At 37.9% G+C, this 21,944-nt stretch carries 16 protein-coding genes; all 16 read right to left on the bottom strand.

What is annotated here, in order from left to right; genetic code table 11:
• Positions 1 to 248: 248 nt before the first annotated feature.
• Entirely contained in the window at positions 249 to 725 is a 477-nt protein-coding gene (locus tag I7804_RS03065; RefSeq protein WP_248404882.1) for a hypothetical protein, read from the bottom strand.
• A gap of 105 nt (positions 726 to 830) precedes the next feature.
• Positions 831 to 2,762, bottom strand: coding sequence for an RHS repeat-associated core domain-containing protein (locus I7804_RS03060; protein WP_248404880.1), 1,932 nt, complete (start codon positions 2,760 to 2,762; stop codon positions 831 to 833).
• A 464-nt stretch (positions 2,763 to 3,226) separates the two neighbouring features.
• Positions 3,227 to 3,781, bottom strand: coding sequence for a hypothetical protein (locus I7804_RS03055; RefSeq protein ID WP_248404878.1), 555 nt, complete (start codon positions 3,779 to 3,781; stop codon positions 3,227 to 3,229).
• 31 nt (positions 3,782 to 3,812) lie between these two features.
• On the bottom strand, positions 3,813 to 3,944 hold the full coding sequence (locus I7804_RS18915) for a hypothetical protein (RefSeq protein ID WP_282570469.1): 132 nt from the start codon (positions 3,942 to 3,944) through the stop codon (positions 3,813 to 3,815).
• A 68-nt stretch (positions 3,945 to 4,012) separates the two neighbouring features.
• Positions 4,013 to 4,150: a hypothetical protein gene (locus tag I7804_RS03050; protein WP_248404876.1), complete on the bottom strand. Its 138-nt coding sequence runs from the start codon at positions 4,148 to 4,150 to the stop codon at positions 4,013 to 4,015.
• A gap of 145 nt (positions 4,151 to 4,295) precedes the next feature.
• A complete protein-coding gene (locus tag I7804_RS03045) occupies positions 4,296 to 5,435 on the bottom strand; it encodes a restriction endonuclease (protein WP_248404874.1) in 1,140 nt (379 codons plus the stop codon).
• Between the two features lie 11 nt (positions 5,436 to 5,446).
• Entirely contained in the window at positions 5,447 to 5,611 is a 165-nt protein-coding gene (locus I7804_RS03040) for a hypothetical protein (RefSeq protein WP_248404873.1), read from the bottom strand.
• Positions 5,612 to 5,864: 253 nt separating this feature from the next.
• The gene (locus tag I7804_RS03035) at positions 5,865 to 6,068 is read right to left on the bottom strand and encodes a hypothetical protein (RefSeq protein WP_248404871.1); all 204 of its coding nucleotides are present in this window, start codon (positions 6,066 to 6,068) and stop codon (positions 5,865 to 5,867) included.
• 81 nt (positions 6,069 to 6,149) lie between these two features.
• Positions 6,150 to 6,413: a DUF1871 family protein gene (locus I7804_RS03030; protein WP_248404869.1), complete on the bottom strand. Its 264-nt coding sequence runs from the start codon at positions 6,411 to 6,413 to the stop codon at positions 6,150 to 6,152.
• 11 nt (positions 6,414 to 6,424) lie between these two features.
• Positions 6,425 to 12,040, bottom strand: a complete 5,616-nt coding sequence (locus tag I7804_RS03025; RefSeq protein WP_248404867.1) for a DUF6531 domain-containing protein — start codon at positions 12,038 to 12,040, stop codon at positions 6,425 to 6,427.
• 180 nt (positions 12,041 to 12,220) lie between these two features.
• Positions 12,221 to 16,759, bottom strand: a complete 4,539-nt coding sequence (gene essC, locus I7804_RS03020; RefSeq protein ID WP_248404865.1) for a type VII secretion protein EssC — start codon at positions 16,757 to 16,759, stop codon at positions 12,221 to 12,223.
• A complete protein-coding gene (locus I7804_RS03015; RefSeq protein WP_022756129.1) occupies positions 16,756 to 17,025 on the bottom strand; it encodes an EsaB/YukD family protein in 270 nt (89 codons plus the stop codon). Before I7804_RS03015 ends, essC begins: the two co-directional genes overlap by 4 nt.
• Positions 17,026 to 17,033: 8 nt before the next feature.
• Positions 17,034 to 18,056: an AAA family ATPase gene (locus I7804_RS03010; protein WP_248404863.1), complete on the bottom strand. Its 1,023-nt coding sequence runs from the start codon at positions 18,054 to 18,056 to the stop codon at positions 17,034 to 17,036.
• A gap of 8 nt (positions 18,057 to 18,064) precedes the next feature.
• A complete protein-coding gene (locus tag I7804_RS03005; protein ID WP_248404862.1) occupies positions 18,065 to 19,027 on the bottom strand; it encodes an FHA domain-containing protein in 963 nt (320 codons plus the stop codon).
• A gap of 655 nt (positions 19,028 to 19,682) precedes the next feature.
• Positions 19,683 to 20,213 (bottom strand): hypothetical protein, encoded by a 531-nt coding sequence (locus tag I7804_RS03000; protein ID WP_248404861.1) that lies wholly within the window; start codon positions 20,211 to 20,213, stop codon positions 19,683 to 19,685.
• A gap of 715 nt (positions 20,214 to 20,928) precedes the next feature.
• Positions 20,929 to 21,669, bottom strand: coding sequence for a hypothetical protein (locus tag I7804_RS02995; RefSeq protein WP_248404860.1), 741 nt, complete (start codon positions 21,667 to 21,669; stop codon positions 20,929 to 20,931).
• Positions 21,670 to 21,944: the final 275 nt, after the last annotated feature.

The raw sequence follows: 21,944 nt of genomic DNA, 5'->3' as shown, positions 1-21,944 counted from the left end.
TGTAGTCTTTCCAAGCCAGTCGTTGATCTCGCTAAGGTGGTTCAGTTCATCATAGCTAAATGCTACACTTCTGCCATCAGCATATCCAACCTTGGTTACTGCGCCTAGATCATTATACTCATAGGTTGTATCGAAGCTGTCTCTGTCTGTCTTTGTGATAAGGCGGCCATACTGGTCGTATTCATATGTCTCTTCCTGGCCAAGGGCATCGGTTACTTAAGTCACAAAAAATACCAATTGCAATTACTCTAATCATGTTCGTTGCTGTTTTCTCTTATCTCAAGCACATCAAATTGCTCTAACATAAAAAAATGATATGCCTGAGTAAGTAGTTTAGATGGCCCCATAGTACCTATTCCGGTTTTTCCTATATATGTCATATGTAAAAGAGTATTATCACCAAATGATTCAATTTTAACATTGTAAGTATGACCATAATCTTTGTTACCACTCCCATTAGTAGCAATATTAAGAGCGCCAAAAACTAATTCCCCTTCAGTATTGGATTTTTTAGTAAAAGTCCAAGATTTTAAATACTTACTAGTAAAAGCTGAATCTAGTTTGTACATGACATAGGAACTATTATCCTTAATTAAATATGTAATTCCATCAATCGTTTTTATATCCTCATTCTCATTCTTGGGATTTCTAAGCTTTTGATTATTTATTTCAATAACGATATGTCTAATGATAAATATAATAATCAATAAATAAAATATAATCATTTATGCTCCTAAATAACTGGTGATTTAAAAATATAAAATATATGTAAAGACTTTTCCAACATGTCATAGTATAAATCACTGGATTAGATATTAGTACTTCAAAGGTTAATCTTCGCACTCTCCATTTATATTATTGGTTATCAACCTAGATTTTTCTTTTGCTTTCAAAACAGTAGCAGCAACATTTTGAAGACCTTTTAGTTTTGCCTTAGGCAATGATAATTCATTGTTTACTTCTTTATATGAATTTTCAATCACATATTTTGCACCATCATATAATGCTTGAAATGGATAAAACAAAGGCGATCCATATGTTTCAGTAACGTGTAACTCTGCAACTTGTCCTTCAACTCCTACCCCCAATGACAAATATCCTCCAAATTTATTTTTTTCACCCGTTGGATCAGCATCACCAGAGGCCCACATACCTGCACCATATACTATAACTTCACCTCCGCTAACTCCTACTTCTGTTCCATAGCCCTGAGCACAAGTTATATCATCCGCCCACATCATCCCAGCATAAAGTGACCCTTTTGCAGACGAACCCATTTGAACGCCAAGTCCACCTGCTAATTGAACACCAAAGCAATAAAGCGGATCTGTAAATATTTTAGTAGTATCTATCACAAGCTGAGCACCATAACTACCAACTCCTCCTGATCCTGCGGATCCCGATCCGCCTATTATAATAATAGGATGATCTTTTTCATCTAGTTTATCCATAAAACTATCTATGGAATTATCTACTGTCTCTATGGCATTTGACGTTTCTTCGACATGTTCTTTATAATCAACAAACTCATCATCAATAGGTTCTCTACCATTTAAGTCAACAAGTTTGATAGGCATATTATAACAATATAAATAATGATTTATACTGTCTGGACGAATCTTATGACCTCTAACCTTATCCTCACTTACAAAGCGTCCATTTCCTGCATTATAGAATCTTGCCTGAGCAAAGTAACTTTCTGTCATCTCGTCGGTCTGATACCCGGTGAATGCAAGTGGCTGAAGGATATTTCCCTGTTTTTGGTACTGAGGTTTTTCTTTTCCTGTGCAAGGATCCAGATTCCTTCCAAATTCATCGTAAGCATATGTGTCCGACACTGTTCCATCTGTTCCTGTCAGATACATGCCTGTACCCAGTTCGTCCAGCATATAGAAATAGTCATCACTGGCTTTAGACATTGACACAACGTTATTATCATATACATAGCTTTCTCTCTCACCATTTACACTACGCTCAAGCATATTATGGTAGTCTTTGGTGAGGTCTAGAAGGTATTCAATCTTTTCTTCAGGACGGGTTACAGCTACTCGCTTTCCAAAGCCGTTGTAGCTATATGTTGCTTCTCCTTTAACTTCGTCTGTTACCTTTGCAAGCATATTAGCTGCATCAAAAGTGAATGTCTTTGTTATTGTGCCATTCTCAATAATACTTGTCTGGTTACCGCGATTATCGTAATTATAGACTTTCCTTTCTGTATCGCTAACTGATTCAAGAAGTCTGTCCAGAGCATCATAATTATACTTAGTCGTAACGCCGTTTTCTACAAGTGTCCTTCTGTTTCCATAAGCATCATAGCTATAGTTTCTTAATGGATTACCATTAAGATTTACCTGCGTAAGCCTATTTACAAGATCGTATTCATATGAGTACATTCCTGATATGTCATCTAATTCTCTTCTTGATCTTTCAATCTGTGTTCTGTTCCCTTGTCCATCGTAACTATAGATATATTTATCCAATAGGCCTGCATTATCAAACATCTCAAGGCTCTTCAGATGTCCGCCCGGAAGGTAATCCATTACTTCTCTGTTATTATTAGGAAGAAGCTTTTCTATCAATCTACCATACTCATTATAAGAGTAGCTTGTAACATCTTCTCCGTTTACGAGTTTACTTAATCGAAGATTATCATCGTATAAGTAATCTACTTTCTTTCCGTCAGGATACGTAATAGATGTACGCTCTCCATTTCTTCCATAAGTATATGAAACAGTCTTGTCATTGTAATCGTTTACTGACAATGCTCTACCTAAAGCATCTCTTTCGATGGATGTGATGCCAAGCCAGTCTTTAAATTCACGCAGCTTACCTAGTTCATTGTATGAAAACTCTATGCTTCTTCCATCTGCATATCCTACCTTGGTTACTGCGCCAAGATCATTATACTCATAGGTTGTATCGAAGCTGTCTCGATTTTTAGGGTAACAGGCACTTACATAAAGTCATGTCCCACCATCCCTGATAGTGGTTTGAACCCTACGGGGCCGTTGGTACTGTCTAAAGAAGTTCTGGGTCTGGTAAACAATAGATTCAATCCAATTCTTAGCTTACCTGTATATGGATCTTTTCTGCTTCCAAAGAAATCATATGTTTAAACATCAACAATATGATCATCTGCCCCCGTAAGATATAATATATTTCCAAGTTCATCATGATGATAATAATTGCTATTGCCTCTATTCATACTTATGGGACTGCTCACACGTTAGACATTTAAAGCTATTGTACGTATAAATATGTATTCATATATCAAAGATATAATAATTACACTAATAATGATAAATATATTCTTTGTATCGTATGGCATAATAATCTTACTCAACAAATAAGCGCTGCCTGCAAAGGCTGAAGAGCCTATAGGTATTGCCGCATTCGAAATTTGATCGTCTTTCTCAAATGATTTCGCTCTTTTTCCCATAAAAAAACCTATTATACCAACAATAATTTGTATAACAATTGCAAATATACATAATACTCTTACATCAAATACATTTGAAAGATTAAAAATAACCCAATTAAACTCAGCAATCATAACTATCGTTGAGACAATCAATGTTACCTCTATTTTGGGGGAGACTCTAGATATCATCCACATAAACAGTAATACACATGCTCCAAACAAATGTATAAACAGGCTTAATTTGAAATCACAATTCTGAGAATATGACTCAAGTAAGTTAAGCGACCATATTAGTATTGCAAACAAAAAAGAGCCTTTATAAAACAAACTATTTAGCTTACTATCAAATTGAATTTTCATGCCCATCCAAATGTCTTATCAAGCCATCCTCCTATTTTTTTGCCCCTTCATAATATAAATCTTTAACTTCTTGCCTAATAGTTTTTCCATCAGGGAGTTTAACATCATCAACTACGTTTGATGCCAAATATACCGTTGCCACTCCAACTGCAGCTCCTACCAATACCGGTGCGGCTGCAGTTGTTGCAACTCCTAACGCTCCAGCTGTAATACTAGTCGCAATTGTTGTTGCTAATGATATGGATCGATGCCTCGTCCAAAGTCATCAAATGCATACGATGATACCGCTTCTCCGTCTGTACCTGTCATGTACATTGATGAGCCAAGTTCATCCTGGAGATAATAGTAGCTGTTTCCTGCTTTTGACATGGAGATCACGTTCTTATCGTAGATGAAGCTTTCTGTCTCACTGTTTACAGTGCGCTCAAGAAGGTTAAAGCAGTCTCTTGAAAGATCGCAGAGGTATTCTATTCTTTCTTCTGGTCTTGTTGATGCAACTCTGAAGCCAAGACCATTATACTAACCAATTACTAATCATAGAACTCAACGAATAAGTATTTCTACAAGTAACAACCTTTGTTCGATGTGGCCTAGTTACAGCAAAACTTATTGCTTGATCAGTAATATCCTGATTCAAAACAAATATTGTTTTATCGTAATCATTTGGAGTAATACTTTTAAGTTCCTTTTTTATTTTTTGTAGATCTACAATAGTGTCTGTATAAACACGCTTTATTAATATCCTAAAATCGTTTCCATTGATAATATAATCCGCTCCGCTCTTATCATTGCAAGATTCATCAATTGTTTTTCCACTTCTAGCAATTATTCTCTCCACATATTCTTTAAACTCCTCTTCTTTCATACGGACAGAACTATCTGTAAGATGTCCTTTATTTGAACACCATACAAACATGTTCTCTAATGCCTCTCCAGTATGATATCTTATCCAAGCCTGAGCCACATCGCGAATTGGCCGCGCAGATAAAAATCTATCTTCATAAGGGATTTGTACTTCTACAAAATATGTATCATACGTAATGGTTGAATTTTCTTCTTGAAGCATTATCTCACTTAAAATAGCTGCCATTCCAAGAATCAGTTCATAAACTTTCTCGACGGATTTATCGTCTTCTTCACTAAATCTATTTTTATACAACACCTCATCAATTTTACAAACTTGTTCAAAACTAGATCCTTCTGCAAGAATATGATATCTTTCTTCATATTTTGAAATCAGTTCTGATCTGTGTTCCTTAAACCACCTCTTCCTCTCTGGCGTTTCGAATGAATCCGGTTTTTCTTCAAGCATATCATCCAGAATACTAATTCCTTTATCCTTGATAAATTCTGCAAAGAAACACATTGTAGCTTCAAACTCTTTATCAGACTCTGCTTTCCAATATTCGTTTTCTTTATATTCCGGCAATATATTACCTATTTCTTTCCTTCCATTTCCCTTTGCCGTGGTAGAAAACATTAGCTTATATTCCAAAACGTCTCTTTTGTGCTGTTGAATTATTATATGCTCTTCAACATCATTTATAATTCTGCCAAATATCCATACGATCTTTTGATCGCAACGAATATATTCAAATCCATACTCTTTTATGGCATTCCCAATTATCTTCTTTATCACTGATGTTTTGTTCATATACTTGCTCCTTAAAAATCAAACACATAAGGTCTATGTTCATGTACTACTTTTGATGCATAGATGATAGCACAAGATATATCTATACCAAGATTAAATCCCTTATTAAGACCGTTTATAAGCTCGTTAGCTGAAAGGTTAATTGGTATCTCAATATCTATTTTTTCTCCGCTCACCAAATTGTGAAATATTACTATTATCTTTAGAGTACTTGTCATTATCTAAAGTGTATGAAATGTGAGAAAATGCTTTTTCTACGATCATTTTTCCTTCTGTAGCCACATATTTATATCCTGTGGCATACATGTCTCCCTGTCTGGTATCCGAATTTTATGGTAAAAAACCTATATTATTTTAATCTAATTTGCATTTCATCTATCTATCATCCGACGAAATGCATAAAGAATAGGATCGCCTGTTTGGGCAATCCTATTCTGCAAAATACTGATATTTTTTATGAAATACATAAAACGCTTGTCCTAGTGTCATTATCTGTGAGAGATGTTCTGTTGCCAAAGCATCATATACATAAGAACCCCTTAACTCTCCGTTAAGGCTGGAACGTGTGAGTCTTCCTATTTCGTTGTACTGGTAGTCATACTGTTCAGATACAGCGCCATCAAATTCATGCAACTTTAACTCACTTTTAATCACGCTTAGAACGCACAACACAATCCTTGATTAAGGAAGCACTACCGCACTACTTGACAGAAATTATGCGTTTAAATTAAGAATCTCATCTGCAATTATCAAACAATCACTCTGTTTAAGTAAAAAAACATCATCTCCAAACGATTTAATAAAAAGATCATAGATATACTTTGCTAGTTCTTTACGCTGAATACACTTGTTTGTATGTATATACTTGTATATTTCATATATTTCATATTCATATTCATCACTTGGTGCCATGGGAAATAACTCAATTGGATCCCATGAATTGATTATTTCTTTAATACTATTTATTTTATCTTCCATAATAACCTCTTCTATTCGCCACAAAGCCTTTCAACAATCTCTATCATGTTTGCATCAAAAGTATCTTTAGTCCAAGCAGTAATCAATCTCCCAGTGTTACTAACGACTGCTACTCCTTCTGTTGTTACATATGCAAATTTTGTTCCTGCTCCCTGCATCAAAACTTTTCCCTCTGAAATATAATACTCTATCATCTCTCGCGTAATTCCTCGTTCCATCATTCGTTCTGAACCATGAAATGCATATTGCTCCCAATCTACCAGTATATTAGGATTTTCTACGTATGTTCCCATCTTTCCAAATGTTTCACCATACGCAACTGTTTCTTGGGTTGAATAATTTGCCCAATAAGTAAGTGTTCCAGCTTCAGTTCCGGTTGCTCCGGCCGCAAGGCCTCCACCTAGCAGGTATGTAGCACCCATATAAAAGATGCTTGTAGCTGAAGCTGTGATTGCCATTCCTTCAGCAAATGCATCTCCCTTATCTCCATCACTACACGCGGCAAATACTCCGCCTCCGACAAGGCTTGCTCCTGCAACAAATAGTGCTGGTGCAGCGCCTCCAGTAGCGGCCGTGGCTGCTACTGCAACAGCTGTAACTGCAACTTCCATAGGATGTTCAGCAACAAAAGTACCTACCGTCTTAACTGCATCTACAGTATCTTTGGCAACATCGCTGACAACTTCACATGTTGTATCCCATGCATCACTCGTCGCATCACACACATCACCTGCAACATCACAAGCTGTATCCCATGCATCTTCCATCCATCCGGGCCACTTACCATTCTTATCTGAGAATCCAACCGGATTTCCAAAGCAGTATCCATAATGGTTTATGGTAAGAGGATTATTTATAAATCCCTTTCTTGGATCTTCAGACTGGAACCTTCCTGTGGTTGTATCATAGTATCTTGCCTGTGCAAACTTAAGACCTGATACTTCATCTTCCTGATAGCCTGTAAATGCAAATGGCTGGATGATGTTTCCTTCTGTGGTATAAGCATGCTTAGTGTGCTGTTTATTGCCTGCCTCTTTAATCTTGCCTGTGAATGGATCAATACTACGTCCAAAATCATCAAAGGCATATGATGATACTGCTGCTCCGTCTGTACCTGTCATGTACATTGGTGAGCCAAGTTCATCCTGGAGGTAATAGTAGCTGTTTCCTGCTTTTGACATTGATACTACATTGTTGTCATAGATGAAGCTTTCTGTCTCGCCATTTACAGTTCGCTCAAGAAGGTTGTAATAATCTCTTGAAAGGTCGCAGAGATACTCTATCTTCTCTTCAGGTCTTGTGGATGCTACTCTGAATCCAAGTCCGTTGTACTGGTTTTCAAGTTCTCCCTTATCTGTATCTACTACCTTTGACAGCATGTTTGTAGCATCAAAAGTAAAGGTCTTCTGTAGGAGTCCATCTACGAATTCTCTTGTCTGATTACCACGCTTATCGTAATCATATGTCTTTACGATTGCCTGCGCATTATTTAGTTCTCTTGCTTCTACAAGTCTGTCGAGAGCATCGTACTTATAGGTTGTCTGTGTTTCTCCTTCTATAAGGCTTGTTCTGTTACCAAATGCATCATATTCATATGCTGACTTAACCTGACCGTTAAGGCTTGACTGTAAAAGGCGTCCTATAGGATCGTAATTGTACTCATACTGACCTGATATATTCTCAAGATCTCTTCTTTCTCTATTGATTCCTGAAATCAGGCCTGCATTGTTGTAGCAATAGAAGTACTTATCAAGTATACCTTCCTTATCTATGCTTGTCATGCTCTCAATGTTTCCACCCGGAAGGTATGAATAGTCCTGCTTTACTCCGTTTGGAAGTAGTTTTTCTGACAGACGTCCAAGTTCATCATAGAAGTAACTTGTCTCTTCTCCGTTACCTGTGATAGATGATAGTTTTCCTTCTTCGTCGTAAATATATACAGCTTCTCTTCCATCAGGGTATGTAAGCTTAGTTTTTTCTCCTATGGAGTTGTATTCATAGCTTACTGTTCTGTTCTGATAATCAGTTATTTTTGTAAGGTGTCCGCGGATGTCGTTTTCAATAGTTGTTGTTCCGAGCCAGTCATTTATCTTACTCAGCTGATTAAGTTCATTATAGCTAAAGGCTACACTTCTGCCATCACCATAGCCAACTTTAGTTATAGCTCCAAGGTTATTGTATTCGTATGTTGTATCGTAGCTGTCTCTGTCAGTCTTAGTTATTAGACGGCCATACTGGTCATACTCATATGTTTCTTCCTGACCCAGAGCATCTGTTACCTTTGTGAGCTGACCTGCAAGGTTGTAGGAATAGAGGTTTACATGACCGTCTTCTCCTACTATTGGGAAGTCATCTGATGATTTTTCATCTTTTTCGATCATTCCTTCTACTCTGTGGATACTCTTAAGCTTATCAAGCGCATCATAAGTATATACTGTTTCATTTCCAAGAGCATCTACTACGCTCTTTAGCTTTCCTGTTGGTGTGTAGGTGTAAAGTGTAGTGCTACGTCCGTTAGATACTTTTGTAGCTCTTCCCATGGCATCGTATTCATATGATGCTGTGCGTCCGTCACTTCCTTCTACCTTTACTACTCTGTTAAGGGCATCATAAGAATAGCTGATAGTATAGCCATCAGCGAATGTTCTCTTTTCTACTCGGCCTGCATTGTCATAGATTAGTTCCTGGTCTTTTCTTCCGCAGAAATATATAGCATGAAGCTTTCCTGACTTTGTATATTCAAATCTTCTTACTCTTCCGGCAGGATCTGTTACAGTCTCTATGGCACCTGACTTTGTATAGGTATAAGAAGAGCCATGTCCAAGAGGGTCAGTCTGTCTTACTACTCTTCCAAGTTCGTTATACTCTCTTGTGTATCTGTTACCAAGTGTATCTGTTACAACTGTGATCTTGCCATTCTCATCGTACTCATAAGACTTCTCATGACCAAGGGCATCTGTTTCTTTGATCACCTGATTGAGGGCGTTGTACTTTCGGCTGTTTACCTTGATATCTCCAAGGTATCTTGTTAATACGTTGCCATTCTTATCGTAGTCATAGCCTGTGGTTCTTCCTTCAGGATCTGTGACTTTTTTGACACGCATGAGAGGATCATACTCGTAAAGTATTGTTCCGTTGTTAGGAAGGGTTATCTTCTCTTCCTTCCACATACTGTTATAGTCAACATTTGTTACTCTTCCTGCTTCATCTGTTACCTTGCATGGCTTTCCTATGATGTTGTATTCCCATGTTTTTGATGTTCCGTCAGGATTTGTTATCTTTGTTACTTTTCCGCTTTCGTTATACTCATATGATGTTCTGTTACCAAGGGCATCTGTTACGGATGTTATCCTGTCAGCATCATCATAGGTGTACTTTTTGGTGTTTCCTTCTATATCACTTGTTTCTATTACTCTTCCGAGGTTGTCGTATTTATAGAAGGTCTTTACTCCTTCCGGGTCTGTTATGCAGCTTACGTTTCCTTCTGCATCATAACTAAGAAGGGTTATGTTTCCTTCTTCGTCCTTAACCTTCTTAAGATATCTTCCTGTATAGTAGAAGCGCTTCTTATTGCCAAGAGGATCCTTAACTTCAAAGAGGTTACCTTGTATATCATATGTATACTTATAGCTGTTTCCTTTTGGATCCTTTAATGCCATGAGTCTTCCGTCCGCATTATAGGTCATGCAGGTCTTATGGCCCATGGGATCTATAATGCTTGTAAGGTGACCTCTGTTGTCATAGGTATATCTAGTTGTATATCCAAGCTTGTTGGTATGTGATATCTTCTGGTTACGCTTATTGTATGTGAAGCTTTCTTCGCCGTCATAATACTTTGTACCAGTATGGCGCATCTTGGCATCATGCTTATATACTACCTTGTTGCCGTTCTGCTCTGTTGCTGTTGTGGTGCGCTTCTTGTCATCATATGCATAAGTCATGACTCCGCCATCCGGGAACGATTGCTTTATGGTTCTTCCCTGACTGTCATAGATGTTGGTTATAGCTTTTATGCCGCGCTGATTAGTTACTTCTGAGATCTTGCCATCCTCTGAGTAATCATAAGAGGCTGTTGTGCCATCAGCATATGTAACTGATGCAAGAACCTGAACGGATTTAGAACGATTCTGTTTAGAAGAACCAATCTCAGTATGCGTGTTTTCTAAAGATGTAGCCTTAGAAAGATTCTCTAAAGACTCTGTACCTTGTTGTGAGTTTTCTGATGATCCGTTTACAGATGATTCGTCTAAACTATTTTCAACTGACACGTCCCTGGTTTTATAGGTATACTTAACAACCCTTCCGGTATGATCCTTAAGGGTTTCTATGTTACCGTATTCATTGTATGTAAAGAACAGTGCTGCGCTTCCCGGCGTTTTAACAGATGCAAGGCGTTTTACCTGAGATCTATCGTCTGCCTGACTATCAGCATCCTGGTCTTTGTTTTCAGCCACTTTCACATTAGTATATAAAAGCTCTGCAACTGTTCCATTATCATCACCCAGTTCCACAAGATATCCGTTTTCATCGAACTTCTTGTACTGGCCATTGTCCTGACGGAGGATATAGGTTTTCTTTTTTATTATCTCTTCGGCTGTTGATTCTGAGTCATCTTCTATCTCTGACAAAAGGCCTGGTTCGCCATGGATCTCTTCGTAGTACTTCTTACCTTTGATGATGCGCTCTTTATAAAGGCCTATACTTCCGTCTGCATAGGATATGCGGATTCCTTCTTCGTCTCTTGTAAGGTGCTCTGAATAGGTTGTGCTCCAGCCGTTTCCAAGGATGAAGTCTTCTTTGGATGATGGAAGAGCGTTATAGAATCTTTTGAATGTAAGAGGGTAGAGTCCGCCTATCTTGAGATCTTCATGCTCATTTATGTAGTTACCTGTACACATGTTTACAGGATCGTATTTATATACTTCACATCTTTCCTTATTACCATTAAGGTAATCGGCCATGTTCTGCATATAGGTGTCGTATTCCTGTTTGGTAGCTTCATCAAGTGATGAGGATGGATCTTTATACCAAGGAAGGAGGGTAGTATCTGAGTAGTTTAGAACAGTATCCTGCAACTGCTGTGATGTAAGTTCAAGGAATCCTTTTAAGTTTGATTCTATGTCTGCAAGGAATGAATCGATTTCTGATCCTGTTATCTCGTTTGCATGGGTATCATTGAAGCTGCAAAGGCAATTTTTGGTCTTAGGTACTCTTCCCTCAGTGCTGTTATTTCTTGTGATAAAACCAAAGTATGTCTTGGTATTGCCGGGCAGTGGCTGGGTGAATTCCACGCCTGCTATGGAGCATCCTGATACCAGTCCCTGATATACCTCTTCTATATCGTCGCTTACTGTTTCGAAATTGCTGATATAGGTCTCGAAGTCATTTATTATCTCTTCAAGACGTGATAGCTTCATTCTGGCGGTGTCATCTTCTGTAACTTCATCCTTGAAGTTTTCAAGAAGTTCATCCTGTTTAGTCATGAATTCCTGTATTACCCATACGAGGTCTTCTATCATCTTGATCTGATAGTCCTGTATGAAGGCCTTGGCTGCCTCTGCTTCAGGTCCTGTATGTGTATCGTCATCTACGAATGCTTTGAATTTCAGAATCAGTGTATCTGACATTGACAGGAAAGCATTATACTTTTCCTGACATGCTGTAAAATATTCGGCCAGCTCACGCCTGGTCCCATGTTATTTCCCCGTTATTTCCTGCCATAAAACTTTATCTCCTTTTGTCGTTCCTATGTTGCTTGTCTTGTTATTGTTATATTGTCTTAATTTATTATTGTTATTTTTCTTAACTTATGCCTGCGGTGTCTTGACCCTTGTGATCGAATTGCCTGCAATGCAGAAAGCATCGCCCAATACGCAAGGTTTCTTTGCAGCTTTGACTATCGCCATAGGGATAGTCAGTATCTTGATATCTCCTATGTTCTCGAACATGAGAAGGTTACCGCAATCTCTTACCTGACGATGGATAGGATTAGAGCCTACCGGTGAGATTGCCTTATTGTCCACGTTAGTAAACCATATGCAGATCCTGCACTTTTTGAAGGTATCTGTAAGCTCTTTATACTTATTGAATACATCTTCATTTGATGCAATTGTATCCATGGCTGTTTTAGAGTTGATCATAAGCATTATGAGAGGTTCACCTTCAAGTGCTCCTGCATCAGCTGTGAGTCTTTCGTGGCGGGTCTTAGCGATGTCATGGATCTGCTCGATGATATCGATTATCTCAGTATTACTTGTAGTATAGTTATCTGTTATGCCAAGTCCTTCTGCGAATGATAACTTCTCTTCAGTATCATCGATCAGGTACAGCTTAACCGGCGATGTCTTATTGCCATCTTCCATCTCATTTATGCAGTATTTAAGATAACCGATCCTTCCAAGGTCTTCTCGTCCAAGAATTCCCATAAGAGGTCTGCTTATAAGGTCTGTCTGTACAGCTCTTGTATCAGTGTAGGCAACACCTTCTATCATCTTGTACTTATCAAAGCCCTTAATTCCATACTGATTCTTAAGGAATGCATTTGTTACCTGAGCCGGAACAGAAGCGATTGTCTTTACTATACTTCCTTCATACTTTGTATTTACTTTTTCTATAAATTCATTTATCTTTGATATTCTTTCAACTTCTTTGCCCATAGAGAATGCCAGGTATGACTGGAATTCCTTGATCTCGTTGTCTATCGGGATGAGGCCTCGTCCCGGTACATCGTCCGGTCTTATACGACATCTGTCAAGGAGCGCTGTATACTGTGAGCGGTCATTACAGTTGAGCGCGATCTTAACTGCAAAATTAGTAAGAAGTTTGTATCCTATACCGGATGTCTGCTGGTTGGTTATTACTATAGATATACCTACAGCTACGCCGTCCCTGCATATCTTAAGGAAGTTATCTTCATGCTCAGCATAAGTTGATCTGAATACAGTATAGTTCTCCACAAAGAGGATTATCTGTGGCATGTCCTTATAGCCCGCCTCACGATATGCGCTGTATGAGCTAAGACCTATGTCTGCAAGCTTCTCTCTTCGCTCATCAATTGTGCTCAGCATGAACTTCATGAGATTCTTAAGCTTGTCATCTTCACTGATTGTAACTACAGCGCCCACATGATTCATCTTCTCAAAAGTGCGCATGATCATTGATGCAAAATCAATGATATATATGCTGACCTCTTCCGGTGAATACTTGGTCGCAAGACCATAGATCATACTCTGAAGAAGATATGACTTACCACTAAGTGATGAACCCAAGATAAAGATATGGTTTTGGGTAAAGTTCAGTTCAAGCTCATTCTGCGCTTGTCTTGCAGGATCATCATATATACCAATAGGAACAGTAATGTCTGTTCCTGATACCTTAAGATCAGATGGATAGGGTATGATCTCTCCAAGCGGCGGAAGGACTATGCTGGGAAGCTTATCTATATTCTGCTTATCACAGTAGTCGTGGATATATTGAGTAAGTGCTTCAAGCTGAGTTTCTGTTCCCTTGGTCTTTTCAGGCTTCTGACTGTATACAGGGATTCTTGCACCTGACAGAGTGACCGCATTTATCTCAAACTTTCGCTTGTTGTCTGTATTACCAAGGTGTGTTGGAGCCCCACTGTATGCTGACTGGAAGAGCTCAAACAGTTCGTTATTACCTACCTGAAGATAAGCTCTACCCGGCTCTCTTATTTCTGCAGCAAGTGGAGACTTTAATACTTCATTACTGTCGCTCTTACTCTGAACCTTAAGACAGAGCTTAAACTTGGAGTTACTCCAGATCTGGTCATTAACAACGCCGGCTGGTTTCTGAGTAGCAAGTATGAGATGTACACCAAGAGATCTACCTATACGTGCTGCAGATATAAGTTCCTTCATGAACTCAGGCTGGTCACTCTTAAGTTCGGCGAACTCATCTACGATCAGTATCAGGTGAGGAAGCGGTATATCTGTTTTGCCATCACGATACAGGCGGATATAGTTATCTATCTGGTTGACATCATACTTGGCAAACAATTCCTGACGACGCATTAGTTCAGCTTTGATAGACATAAGCGATCTGTCTATCTGCTTGCCATCGATGTTGGTGATGGCACCGTTAAGATGAGGCAGATCCCTGAACTGATTGGCCATACCACCACCTTTAAAGTCAATGATTATGAAGCTGACTTCATATGGATGGAAAAGAGTAGCAACAGACAGTATATATGTCTGCAAGAGCTCTGATTTACCGGAGCCGGTAGTTCCTGCAACAAGGCCGTGAGGTCCATGGAATTTCTCATGAAGGTCAAGGGCAAGGATCTCACCACCGCTCTTAACTCCAATAGGTGCTGCCATACTCTCATATACCTTGGAAGCATTCCATCTTGAATTAAGATCAAGATCAAAAGCATTCATGATGCCAAGAAGCTGATACATGGTGATATTCTTGGTAAGTGTGCTCTCAAGACTTACTTCATCTACGTACACGCTTCCAAGACGAAGCGCACACTTTTCTGCCACAATTCGCTCAACATGGTCATATACAAAGTTCTGAACTTCCTGTCCGTCCTTGGAATCCTGAATATAACCTCTGTTATCCTGAGGCTCTAAGTACACCTTAACATCACAGCCTGCATTTAACAGTTCTTCATATTCTTCAAAGAAAACAAAGGCAAAGCGAAGATCCTTGGCTTTGGATACATAGTTAAGCACAGGATGGTTCATTATCGCATCGCTTCTGTAGCAAAATACGACTATATATGGCAGGTTTTCTATTTCAGCAGCTTTAAGGTTTTCTCTTGCAGACAGTTCTCCATAAAGGTAGGCAAGGCCGCTTTTTCTGCTTCTGTCATCAAATATGAGATTACGCATGGCTGCGTTATCAGATGACATGTTTTTAAACCATCTGATCCATTCAAAGTCCTGCTTATCAATCTCATCCATTATCATGAACACTTTGACATCTTTATAAAAATGCTGACCACAGATTTCTATCAGCAGGTTTTTGGCCATCTGATACAGTTTTGACCGTACGCCAATAACACCTGTCGCGTTGCTGTCTGACAGGTGAAGCACAACCGGCATATCATCGATATATCTGTACTTATCATGTACTTTCTCAGGGTATTCCATCATTGGGTCTTCAATCTCAACAAACTGCTTCTCGTTGAATTCAACCTGGCACACAGATTCAACGCTGCCCATGCCAATACATATATCAAGAAAGTCAACATCGGAGGGTGCTTTTTCAAAAAGACTTGCATCGAACTTTTCGATGGAGCTTACAGTATCTTTCAGGCTCCGGTTTCTCTTTTTGAATATAGTCTTCTCATTCTCTCTTGCTTCTATGATCTCTTTTTCCTTATCATCGAGATATTCATTGTATTTCTCGACTCTGTGGATCATCTTCTGCTTATATTCTTTTTTCTCCTTAAAATAGTTGACGATGGACATGATTATTCCAACGCCCATGGAGATACCAAAGTACAGGACGTATGTTATATTCCTTCCACCCATAACACCTCTTAAGAGGATCATGGCCGCGAACATGGTAACAGATGGGATCAGTGTTATAAGAAGACCACGCTTTTGCTTCTCAGGGGCTTTCTCAGGAGGCAGTACCTTGATCTTGTAATCGGGATCCTTGTACTGCTGACGTACACTTCTAAAAAATCTTGGATAATTCAGATGATTTTCTGACAGCTCCACCAAAGACGAAGACAGATGCGAGGTTACCTTGCCGGAGTCTGTTGTATAGACAGTTCCTTTTTCCAGATAAAAGAAATAGCCGTTAATACATATGAAGTCGTTGTCATAGAGGCTGATCTTATCGCCTTTTTTATAGACTCCGTTAACCATTACGCCATATGAAAGGTTCGACGGGTCAAGTATATAGTTATCGCCATTATAGATAAGTCCTGCAGATTCACCGCCTGTAACAAGGTCATTGATGAAGATATCGCTTCCGCTGGCGCCGCCAACATATATCATGCGGCCAACAGGCATCAGGATAGCCAGGTTATAATTGTCCTGCACTATGCCAAAATCGGCCATGAAATCTATATACAGAACATCTGCGTCTGATGCTTTGTAGCGAACAGTTATGCTGTCGCCGGGTACAAGATCATGGATACTCTCATTAAAAGATGCCTCACTCTTTATATAGATACCCCCTTCACAGAAAAGGGTAAACTTGTCCTGATGCTTTTCTATAAGTATTTTGAAATCTTCAAAATAATCATTTCTTATAAGTGCAACATGGCACTCCTCTCCGGTACCGATGCTCAGCGTATTAAAACTATTATCACTTATCGTTACTTCCCTGTAGATACGTGAATTATATATAGTTACTCTATAATTCATTGTCTTTCCTGCCATACTCCATCAAAATATATGATCGTACCATTCCTAAGTCCGATCTCTTCAAGTGTTACTTCACCCCTTATTAAAGCTGTGGGATTCTTGGATCTTAAATAACATCTTGAAGGGTTGTCCATGTCTATTCCAAGGTCAAAGCCTTTGTTTAGTCCGTTTATAAGTTCCGTTGCTGAAAGGTTCAGGGGAATCTCAAGGTCTATGCTCTGGCCAGTGATCTGATTTTTAAATATGACTATTATCTTCTCTTCCATATATGCCCTCACACAACTGCTTCTGCAGTATCTCTAAGAAGCTTTCTTTCAAATATATCCTTCATAGTCAGCTCCTTATCAGCTTCAGGGATGTACTCTGCAATAGGGATGTCATCGTCAATGACAGGATCTTGCAGATAGTCAGGTCTATCCTTTATATATCTTCCACATACAATAAAACTCTGGCCGGAGTACTGACCGATGTTTTCAAGAAATCTTGTAAGGCGCTTTCTTGAATTGGCGCTCTGCGTAGCTGCTATTATCAGCCGATCTCCTGCAAGGATCTGCCTCATGATGGCGCCACTTATAACACCTGCTCCATGCTCTAGAACTATATAATCATAATCGCTGCTCTCTACCAGGATATTTACAAGTTCATAGTACCTGGATATCTCAACACCATAAGAAGCAGGTATTCCATGAAATGGTCTTATATAATCCATAAAATCTGCTTGAATAATGCTCTCAATGCTCTCTTTGGAACAATCTCTCATCGCAGATGCAAGCTTCCTGTCACAAGCCTCATCTCCGGTGCTGCATCCAAGGATCTGATCATAAGTCTGGAAATCCTCTGCATCCACATACAAGGTCTTATATCCTTGTCTTGAAAGCCAATACGCTGTTCCAAGGGCTGTCACTGTCTTACCGGCTCCTCCGCTTACGGATACGACATTTATAAGATGCGTCAGATGCGCCTGTTCATTAGTATCCTTTAAAAGATACATATCTCCAAGGGCCTGTACTATGCCTTGAGATCCTGCATACTTATTGATCTTCCCGCTACTCTCATCACCTTCTGACAGCTGATACACATGAGCCGGGTTCTGCTTTTGGCAGAATTCACCTGCAAGTTCTTCGTCGATGATAAGTGTGTCTATTCTGTGGGAAGATTTAAGATATTCCTCAAGATATGCCGTATCATCAATGGTTTCCAGCACATAATCCATGCCAAGTACGCTGGCAAGATCATATTCAACGCTGCTTATATATTCCTGGTCCATACATACAATAAGGACGATGTTATGCTTCATAATTAACCTCATGCTGATATTCTAACTTCAAAATCCATATTCGCTATTCTGAGAACACTCTGGTCTTCCAATAAAACTTTCTGATTCGAAGGAATAATCATCCTGTTAATGAAAGTATGATTACTACTGTTAAGATCAGTAACATATGCCTTATCGCCATCAATCTCAATAACAAGATGATATCTGCTGACAACCGGATTCATGGATAGAGCACCATCATTATCAGGCGCCTTGCCTATAGTAAAAGAATTTTTAGTTATATAAAAAGTAAATGTGCCGTAATCTCCATCGTAGTGAAGTTCAATCTCACTTATAGCTTTGTTATCTTTTTTCTTAAGTTCATCCTGGGAAGATTCTATATATCTCTTATCTTCCTGCTTAATATCAGCATCTGCTTCTATATCAAATTCACTAATAAGATATGTATAAAGATCTTCAAGTTCGCAGAGAATACCCGGATTATCATCTTTCATGCCACTAATACACAAGCACATATCATGCATGAAGCATAGCCTGCTGTCTTCATAAAGCTGCAGCTTATCAAGAACTGCACTGATAAAGTCATAATTCTTTTTAAGAAAAGATCTATGACCGCCAGAGTTATCATGCGTCATAACCGGTACGATGATAAACTTGACATCTCCGGTCTTAACATCAACAAAAACGCGATCAGTGTCAAGCTCAAGGAAATCTTTTTTCAGAAATGTCTGAGCTTCAATTCTGTTTAAAACATCCTTGTAAGAGCTAAGCACATGTATAGCCTGCTTCTCATCCATTTCCGAAGAAAGTAAAGATATCTGCGTCAGATCCCTTACAGAATACATAAAACGCTTTCTTCCGTTATTCATGGTTGTTACTGGCTTTATAATGTTGGGAGCCGCTGCACCTGATATCATCTTCAGTGCAAGCTTGGAATATTCATCATCTTCTAATGTGTAGGAGATGTGAGAAAATGATTTCTGGATAATCATAACTGCTTTATATCCTTGTACTATCTTTTACTTTATCTTTGTTTCGTTGTATTATTCATTTGCGTTTGTGGCGAATCTTGACAGATGCTTTGTACATTATACATGCGTTTAGAGTCTTGTAAACTGATTTCTGACGAAATGCATCTTTTGGACGACGAAATGCATTTTTGAGAGTATCGGACTTGGAGAAAATCACGGGAGGTTTTTGACTGTAAGCTAAAGCATCTGTTGTCCCACTGCATAGCAGGGGGTATTAAAAGATGTTTCACAAAAAATAGGATTGCCGGTTAAGGCAATCCTATTCTGTTGCAATGAACAATTCCCAAAAATAGAATCGCCGGTTAAGGCGATCCTATTCTGTCACAATGATTATTTCTTAAAATTAAAAACACCTATACAGCTGGGGGTTTTCACGCTTTTAAGATCATCTGTTAGAGGGTATTAAACTCCTACTTTTCTTCATTTGGAGGATACTTTTTATTAGTCTTCCTGATAAATTCATCTGATTTTCACTTGTTTCTGCAATGTTGTCATAGTCTTAGATTCTTATTTATGCACAATGAATACTCTTTAACCCATCATGTGCCCCATAAATATATGATTTTTTCAATCACATCTATCACACTTTAGATGTTGGAAGACTATAATATTTAATTCAATATTTCAATAAACTATACATTTTTTTATATTCCTCTTCTGTAAAATACTCCTTATCAGCAATAATCACTTGATAAACACTCCTGTTTTCTTCGTGATACACATATACAGCTACAATATTATCCTTTGCCTCATATATGACCCTATACTTTTGAAAACTACTCCTGTCTGTATGACCTTTTTTTATTACATTGCTATCCTCTATGTCAAAAACATCCTGAAGCTCATACTCGGATTCAATAATATTCATACTAGATAAAATATCATAAGAGAGTCCCATTTTATCCAGAATATCTGGTTCAATATAATTCACTGGATAGTCAATTATTATCATTTTGCATTCGCTTGTTTCTAAATAATAATAATCTTCCAGTCTTTTTCGCGTACTTGTATTGTAATAATCTATTGGAATGTACGCTATACCTTCTCCGACTTTCACAGCTTTATAATTTTTTTTTGTATCTATATTACCGGAATAGCAAACTGCAAAGATAATGATAAGAAATAAGCAATAAACAATTGTAGCCATTCTATCCTTCAAAGATTTTTTTATCATAATTCTTTTTCTCTAGCTCCTATATATAACTTACAATAACTAGTACAAATACTAAGTTCTAGCACTCTGTCTTAATTTTGCTTTTAGCTAAATCGATTTTTTCCTTAAGTGCTCCGAGCCACGAATCAGGTATTCCAGCCATCTTTTTTGCTGCTTTTACTGATGTGGATTAATAGAACCAGGTTCAATAAACTTAATAGTACTACCAGTTATAGTCTTACTAACCCAACTATTCTTAGCATAGTTTTCAGCAGTTTCTGCTGCTTGTCTTGCATATTTTGATAATTGTTTAAGCCCATGTCGCTTTTGATTTGATGTACCATTTTCAGCCCAATCTAGCCAGTTATCCCAAAGATTTCCTTTGTTAGTGAAAGGACATTGTTAGATATCTGATCTCTGTTAAGCTCTCAATAGCTAAGCGGTATTATTATCCTTATGATGAGAAGTCTGCAAATATTTCAATAATGCAACAAGTCATACATTTTCATATACTCTTCATCTGAAAAATACTCTTTTTCAGATGATATAATTTGAAACATGCTTCGATTATCCTTATGAAAGACGAATACGGAAATAATCATAGTATCTTTCTCATATACAAGCATATAACTTTGGAAACTTGGCTTATCTGTTGTGCCTATATGTAAGATATCTTCATTTTTAACACTAAATATGTCTTTTAGTTCAATTAGTAGTTAATATCAATAGCATCACTAACTTGTTTCAATGTAAAACTACTTAAGTTAACATTGTCTAGTAATTGTTGGACAATATCTGATCTCATATATTCAAAATAAAAATATGTCTTTCCTCCCAGCTCATATTCAATGATATCATTTGGCTTAACTCCATTAATTGTTAAACCATAGACTTCATCTTTGTTGTCCCACCCGAAAATATAAATACTATCTCCACTATCTGTTTGTATATCATATTGAGGTGAAGCAATCGACCATACAACAATCTGAGAAATATAATCATCAAAATCATATCGATATGGGGGCATCTTTTTCATATTTGAAACTGTCCCTGAATAATCATATGGTTGTGAATACATCCCATCTTTTATTTTCAATTTATACCAATAAATTGACTGCCCAGATACACTCCCATCTTTTTCGGCGCAAACAATATACGCTTCTTCATTTTCTAGTTGCATTATTTTTAAAATCGCTGACTCAGACACTTCTGCTGTTTTATCTAAAATTTCTTTATGGGATATAGCCTCTTCGATAGTGTTATAATACTTCAATTCCAAATCATTCTTATATTCGTAGTTACTTGATTCTTGATTATCAGAAAACGAATTTTGAATAATTGTTTTCTTGATAGAAATAGAACTCGTGACATTACTCACATCTCTCCCATGTATAGTAACAAAGATAAACAATCCAATAAAAAATGAAAAAAACATTCCGATTGCAATCAATAATAGTTTGAATAATTTAACCAAATCTTTCCTATCGCTCCTTTAACTTCATGCAAGTAGTTGCCTCTTGACATATGGCCGAAACATAAATCACAACTATGTATGCTTTGGGAATTGGTATATAATTTGAAACTTGTTATTATTCCTCAACTTATTCATTTACGCTTTTTAGGACTTGATAGAGCCTTTTTAAATATAAAAATGTACTGACAAATCGCGGTAGATATTAAAATGATACTAATTACTTTCATATCATATTTCCACAGTTGAAATGC

The sequence above is a fragment of the Butyrivibrio fibrisolvens genome (genome assembly GCF_023206215.1).
Classification (GTDB): domain Bacteria; phylum Bacillota; class Clostridia; order Lachnospirales; family Lachnospiraceae; genus Butyrivibrio; species Butyrivibrio fibrisolvens_C.
The sequence above is the reverse complement of the archived record's forward strand: the minus strand, read 5'-3'. Positions and strand labels throughout refer to the sequence as shown.